The sequence below is a fragment of the Floccifex sp. genome (assembly GCF_051873495.1).
Classification (GTDB): Bacteria; Bacillota_I; Bacilli_A; order Erysipelotrichales; family Erysipelotrichaceae; genus Floccifex.
This window is the reverse complement of sequence record NZ_JBJEEX010000086.1, coordinates 1,558-7,755: the sequence shown is the minus strand read 5'-3', so window position 1 is coordinate 7,755 and position 6,198 is coordinate 1,558. Positions and strand designations below refer to the sequence as shown.

Sequence of the window (6,198 nt, the reverse complement as noted above, 5' to 3'; positions counted from 1 at the left end):
TGCCATGGCTAGAGGACTTGAAATTTCCTAGGGGTTATCAGATGGGTACTCACATAAAATTATTACTTCATATGTTTTTTGGCAAAGTTCCAAGAATCACGACACATATCATCCAATGTTCTTGTAGCAACCCATCCTAGTTCTTCTTTAGCACGAGTCGGATCGGCATAACAAGTTGCGATATCTCCCGCTCTTCTATCTTTAATGACATATGGGATTTTAATATTGTTGACACGCTCAAAGGCATCATGGATTTCCATTACGGAATATCCTTTTCCTGTTCCCAAGTTACAAATATGTACACCTGGTTTCGCGTATTTTTCAATAGCCAATACATGTCCTTTCGCTAAATCCACAACATGGATATAATCTCTTACACCAGTTCCATCTTTAGTTGGATAGTCATTGCCAAAAATACCTAATTCTTTAAGTTCACCGGTTGCGACTTTCATAATATATGGCATCAAGTTATTCGGAATTCCTTTCGGATCTTCTCCTATTAAACCAGTTTCATGGGCTCCAATGGGATTAAAATAACGAAGCAATGTGACACTCATTTGAGGACACGCTTTTTGTACATCCGTTAAAATTCTTTCCATCATAGCTTTGGTTGCCCCATAAGGATTGGTTGTTTCTTTTAAAGGACAATCCTCTGTTAAAGGTACAATGTCAGGATCTCCATATACCGTTGCACTCGATGAAAAGACAATATTGTTTACACCATATTGTTTCATAAACTTGGCAATTACTAAAGTTGACATCAAGTTATTGGTATAATATTCAATTGGTTTTTGAACGGATTCTCCAACGGCTTTAAACGCAGCACAATGAATAATCGCATCTAATTAATTTTCCTTAAAAACTTGTTCCGTTTTATCTTCATCTAAAACATTATGACAATAAAACTTAACACTTTTTCCTGTAATTTCTTTAATAATATCTAATACATCAGGTTTAGAATTTGAAAAGTCATCAATCACAACAACATCATGACCCGCTTGAATAAGTTCAACACAAATATGACTTCCAATATAACCTGTTCCACCTGTTACTAATACTTTCACATATACCTCTTTAATCGATGACTTTACATCCACCGTATTTTCTAACCTTTAATACATGACAAGAACCTTCACCAAATACATTTTCAATTTGTTCTTTATACGTCTGTACAAAATCATTTTCGACAAAAGCTTGAATTGTTCCGGCAAAACCACCACCATGAACACGACATACGCCATGATTTTGAAGAATGTGTTCACTCATCGCCAAGGCAATGGAAACAGCTTGGTTTTGTGGATCCGATGACGCATAAACATTTTGTAGGAAACGATAACTTGAATTTCCTGATTCTTGAATTAAGTGTTTAAATTCATCAAAGTCATCTTGATTCAACACTTCAATAATTTTAGAAACACGCTCATTTTCATTAAAAAAATGAATGGCTCTTAATACTGCTCGATCTTGACATGCTTTTCTTACCTTGGAAACATTGTTAAAGAATTCATCTGGATTAACATCACGTAAGTATTCTTTTCCAAAGAAGTTGGCAACTTTTTTCATTTCTGCTGGTACAGCAGCATATTCATCTGTTAAATCGGCATGATTTCCTTTGGTATCCACAATACACAAAGAATGATTATATTTCGCAAAATCAACGTTTATCGGATTGATTATTGGTTTTGATGGATTATTAAAATCAATGGAAATTAAGCCACCAATGGCACAAGCACATTGATTCAACAATCCACATGGTTTTCCAACTATAGTCATGAAATTACAATCTCATCTCTTTGTGATTATTTTTATTGTTCGAAAGCGACACTTATTAATACATTCAAGAAAAGATATAATCAAACAGTTCATCAATATTTATTAAATTATCGTCTTGAAAAAGCTAAAGAACAATTAAAAATTCAATCTTTGTCGATATCTCAGATTGCTTATAATTGCGGATTTAATGATGCGAATTATTTTTCCAAGGCATTTAAGAAAAAATATGGTGTAAGTCCATCAATGATAAAAAATAAAAAAACGTCTAGATAAATCCAGACGAATTTCAGTTATATTATTTAATTTTCACCATTAATCACATCATCTACATATTCATTCAATACATTGATGTAAGCATCTATTTTATCTATTAAAATATCATCTTTTAAATCTGAAGCAGGTAATAAAGATAATCCAATGTATCTAAAGTTTCCGATTAAACCTTTAGCCGCAATACCATCTTTTTTCCCTGTTTCTTCATTAATGAATTCAGTAAAAATAGTAAGTACTTTAGGAGGACTTTTATAAAACTGATATCTAGGTAAACCTTGAGATAGTTCTAATAGATGAACATCTTCAAATGTAAAATCTCTTTCTAAGTAATAGTTAATTAAAAATAGTTCTTTATCATTTAAATGACCATCTAAATTGGCTACATAAAATAAATAATCTTGTAGATCATTCATATAGATATCTGTTAGAGATAGTTTTTTATTCGCTGGTTGAAGTTGTTCTAAAAGATAATAAATGTTATCTATTTTTTCTTTAGCTTTTCTATTAAAATCATCAATTTCAAATTCATCGTATTCTTCCGCTTCTAATTCAATTTTCTTATTTATCCATTTATTCAATTCTTCTAAATAATCACTTTTATCAAAATAAAGAAATGGATCTACTCCATATTCATCATATGGATCAAATTCTTCTTGCCATGACTTTTGTTCTTTAGCCTGTTCAATGTCTTCTTTATAATCTTCTACGCAATCATAAATAAAAGGTTCAATGTGACTGAATTCATCTAGAAAATCATATGTTTCTTTCCATTGTTCTTTTAAAGCATAGACATAATCGTTTTCATTATCGAATTCATAAGGATTCACATCAAATTCATCTTCACTATCATATTTATCTTTCCAAGTTTTTTTATTTTGGTATTCTTCAATCGCTAATTCATAAGAATCAAAATCAATGTAATCAGAAACATCAACGTAATCATCAAATTCATTGTCAGGATCTACTTCGTATTTCCATTCTTCTTGTAGCGCCGATAAATAATCTTCTAAAGTATCATAATCATATTGGTTCACATTAAAACGTTGACCAGGATTGTATTCATCGGCCCATTCATCTTGTTGCATCATCTCAACAATGGCATATCCTAATAATGACTTTCTCATGTTTTCCTCCTATTTTCGGTTTGTTTCTATCCATTTAACGGCAAAATCAACGAGTTCTCTTTGTTTCATAAGTGCCATACTTCCATTTCCCAAAGAAACTCTATTTACAGAACATTCTTTTTCAAATGCTTCTCCAATCAAATTGAAATCTTCACCATCAACATAAAGAGTTTCGTATTCTTTCCATACACGTTGACCATTTTCCATAATGGCACTATGTTCTATAGTATTATGTTTTCCTGGGTATTGTGCTTTTACATCCGCTAGATGAAGTGAAGTGTTTTTATCATATCCCACTCCAATTAATAGAACATAACCATCTAATTCATATAATTTTCCAATTGGAGAACCATCACCAAAAATATTAAAAAGATCATGATTACTCGTTAAGTATTCAGCATATTTTCCTTTTGCGGCAACGGAACGAGCCGGATGATTACTTCTTAGTGTTCCTGGCCATTTACGAAACATCTCTGCAACAGCTCCCATGGTATTGGTTGGAGTAATATTTGGATCATAAGCAGGCCAGTTATCACGTATGATTGGCCACCATTCTTTTGGTTCGGTCCAATGCACTCCTGTATCTGGATCAAGGTTTTTCCATGACTGTGTTGGCATCATAATAGTTCCATTCGTTCCTACACTATCTAAAAGAGCTTCAATGATAATTTGAGCACCACCACAAACATATCCTAAACTACTTAAGGAAGCATGAACCATAATGGTTTGACCTTTAGATACTCCTACTTTTTCTAAAGCATCTAAAACATCTTTCTTTAAAACAATTTGTCTTTCCATGATTATTACTCCTTGATTTTAAGTTCTTTTGATTAATTTAATATTACCATTATTCTTATTTTAATCATATATTCATAGAATTAAACCAATTGGCTTAGTACATATTTAATATATTTTAATTAAATTATACTATTTATGACATCATTATCGCCTTTATTATTTTCGATTATTTTTTTCACAATCATTTAAAATTTATTAACCAATTTGCCAAATTGATAACCCTTATACCCTCTACGTAATAATTCAATACAAACGATATTCTCATAACATCTTCCATAATTCATATTTCTGCTTCCTAATTTCAATAATTTATCATTTTTGGGAAATAGAAAAAATCACTAAAATAAGGCATCCAACTAAGGATGCCTTTAAACCACTTGATACTATTCTGTTACTCGAATTCGATTGTATTATTTTCTAAATGGTCTAAAAAGCTCCCTTTTTAGCACTTAATTGCAGGTGCAATTCCACCAAAACAGGGCTTTTTCTCATGCGTCTACAAAAAATGTTTTCAAAAATGTTTTCACGGAAATGGTTTTAAATCATTGTTACATATCCTGAAGAGTAAATAACATCTTTAAGGATATGCATGATGTTGCATTCACTGATAACAGTATTCCACATGCTGTTCAAGAAGTCCAATCTAAAAAACAGCTGAAGCAGCATCTTATAATAGCTTGCTGGAAATGTTATAATAGTATAGACATTTTACCAAGACAATCATAAATCCCATATAAAGAAAGAAGGAATAGCAGTGGATATCAAAAGCCTGATTGGCGAAACAACGGAATATGACAAGAAATTAAGACTTGAGGAAAAGAAACCGAAGAGCTGGTGCAAGACTGTCAGTGCCTTTGCAAACTCATTTGGCGGTTTTCTTGTCTTTGGCATTTCTGATGATGACGAAATCATCGGGCTTAAAGATGCTGCCAAGGATGCTGAAAAGATCAGCGAAATCATCAAGACCAGGCTTGATCCAGTACCTGAATTCTCTATTGAATTCCATAAGGAAGATAACAAGGATCTGATCCTTCTTCATGTTTTTAAGGGTGAGGAAACGCCTTACTACTATTCTGGCGATGGCTCGCTTGAAGCCTATGTAAGAATGGGAAACGAGAGTGTCAAGGCTACTTCCATCGAATTGAAACGCCTTGTAATGCGTGGAAAGAACTCCACTTTCGATTCGCTTGTTACCGATTATGACTTTGATGATTACTCTTTCTCCAAGTTGAAGGAAAGATACTTCCAATGGACTGGCAAAAGCTTTGACGATAAACTGTATGAATCATTTGGCATTGTCAATAGCAACGGCAAACTGACAAACGCCGGAGCTCTATTGGCTGATGAAACCCCTGTTTATCAAAATAGATTATTCTGCACTAGATGGAATGGCTTGACCAAAGCTGGAGGCTTGATTGATGCACTGGATAGTGCAGAATACAAAGGAGGCTTGATTTCCCTTCTTCGTGATGGCGAATCCTTTATCAAAAGGAACACCAGAGTGATGTGGAGGAAAACACCTTTCTCAAGAATCGAAATGCCGGAATATGTTTTCCAAAGCGCATCCGAGGCTCTTGTCAATGCGCTGATTCATCGTGACTATACGGTAGTTGGCAGCGAAGTCCATATCGACATATTCGATGATCGAATGGAGATATATTCTCCAGGTGGAATGGTCAACGGAAGACTAATTCAGGAGTTAGACATCAGGCATGTCCCTTCGGAAAGAAGAAACCCAATATTGGCCGATATCTTCAATCGTCTTGGTCTTATGGAAAGACAAGGCAGCGGACTTAGCAAGATTGTCGAAGGTTACCAGTTTGAGGAGAATTATACAGAAGCAAAAAGACCAGTCTTCTACTCTGACAGAACTCAGTTCATAGTTGAGATGCCTAACTTAAATTATGATTCATCAAATAGTGGCACCCAAGATGGCACCCAAGATGGCACCCAAGATGGCACCCAAGATGATATTAATAACAGAATCATCAGCCTGATCAGAGCAAACAACAAAATAAGCGCAAAAGATATGGCAAATGAATTAGGCATCAGTTTAAGAACTGTGAGAAGAAAGCTTAGTGAATTAGACTGTATTAAATATGTTGGTAGAGGATATAGTGGCCATTGGGAAATAGAGGAATAACTGATCATAAACGTTAGCAGAAGCTGCTGGCGTTTTTGTTTACCTTGCAATAGCTTGAAAACCATCTGTTTTCACAGGTGCAATCCC

Annotated in this window: 5 protein-coding genes and 1 pseudogene; 2 read left to right on the top strand and 4 right to left on the bottom strand. The window is 33.9% G+C overall.

Annotated elements, in window-relative coordinates; genetic code table 11:
• Positions 1-62 precede the first annotated feature (62 nt).
• Together galE and ACI313_RS05115 are read right to left on the bottom strand one after the other, a co-directional pair.
• Positions 63-1,064, bottom strand: a pseudogene (galE, locus tag ACI313_RS05120) (UDP-glucose 4-epimerase GalE).
• Positions 1,065-1,074: 10 nt separating this feature from the next.
• Positions 1,075-1,773 (bottom strand): hypothetical protein, encoded by a 699-nt coding sequence (locus tag ACI313_RS05115; RefSeq protein WP_439755464.1) that lies wholly within the window; start codon positions 1,771-1,773, stop codon positions 1,075-1,077.
• Between ACI313_RS05115 and ACI313_RS05110 the strand changes: the two genes are divergently transcribed.
• Positions 1,735-2,046: a helix-turn-helix domain-containing protein gene (locus ACI313_RS05110; protein ID WP_407066611.1), complete on the top strand. Its 312-nt coding sequence runs from the start codon at positions 1,735-1,737 to the stop codon at positions 2,044-2,046. The genes ACI313_RS05115 and ACI313_RS05110 overlap by 39 nt on opposite strands.
• Positions 2,047-2,072: 26 nt before the next feature.
• On the opposite strand, the gene ACI313_RS05105 is transcribed toward ACI313_RS05110, so the two are convergent.
• On the bottom strand, positions 2,073-3,170 hold the full coding sequence (locus ACI313_RS05105; RefSeq protein WP_439755463.1) for a hypothetical protein: 1,098 nt from the start codon (positions 3,168-3,170) through the stop codon (positions 2,073-2,075).
• A 9-nt stretch (positions 3,171-3,179) separates the two neighbouring features.
• Positions 3,180-3,968: an aminoglycoside N(3)-acetyltransferase gene (locus ACI313_RS05100; RefSeq protein ID WP_320608153.1), complete on the bottom strand. Its 789-nt coding sequence runs from the start codon at positions 3,966-3,968 to the stop codon at positions 3,180-3,182.
• A 754-nt stretch (positions 3,969-4,722) separates the two neighbouring features.
• Here ACI313_RS05100 and ACI313_RS05095 point away from each other — a divergent pair.
• Positions 4,723-6,111, top strand: coding sequence for an ATP-binding protein (locus ACI313_RS05095; protein WP_439755462.1), 1,389 nt, complete (start codon positions 4,723-4,725; stop codon positions 6,109-6,111).
• Positions 6,112-6,198 lie beyond the last annotated feature (87 nt).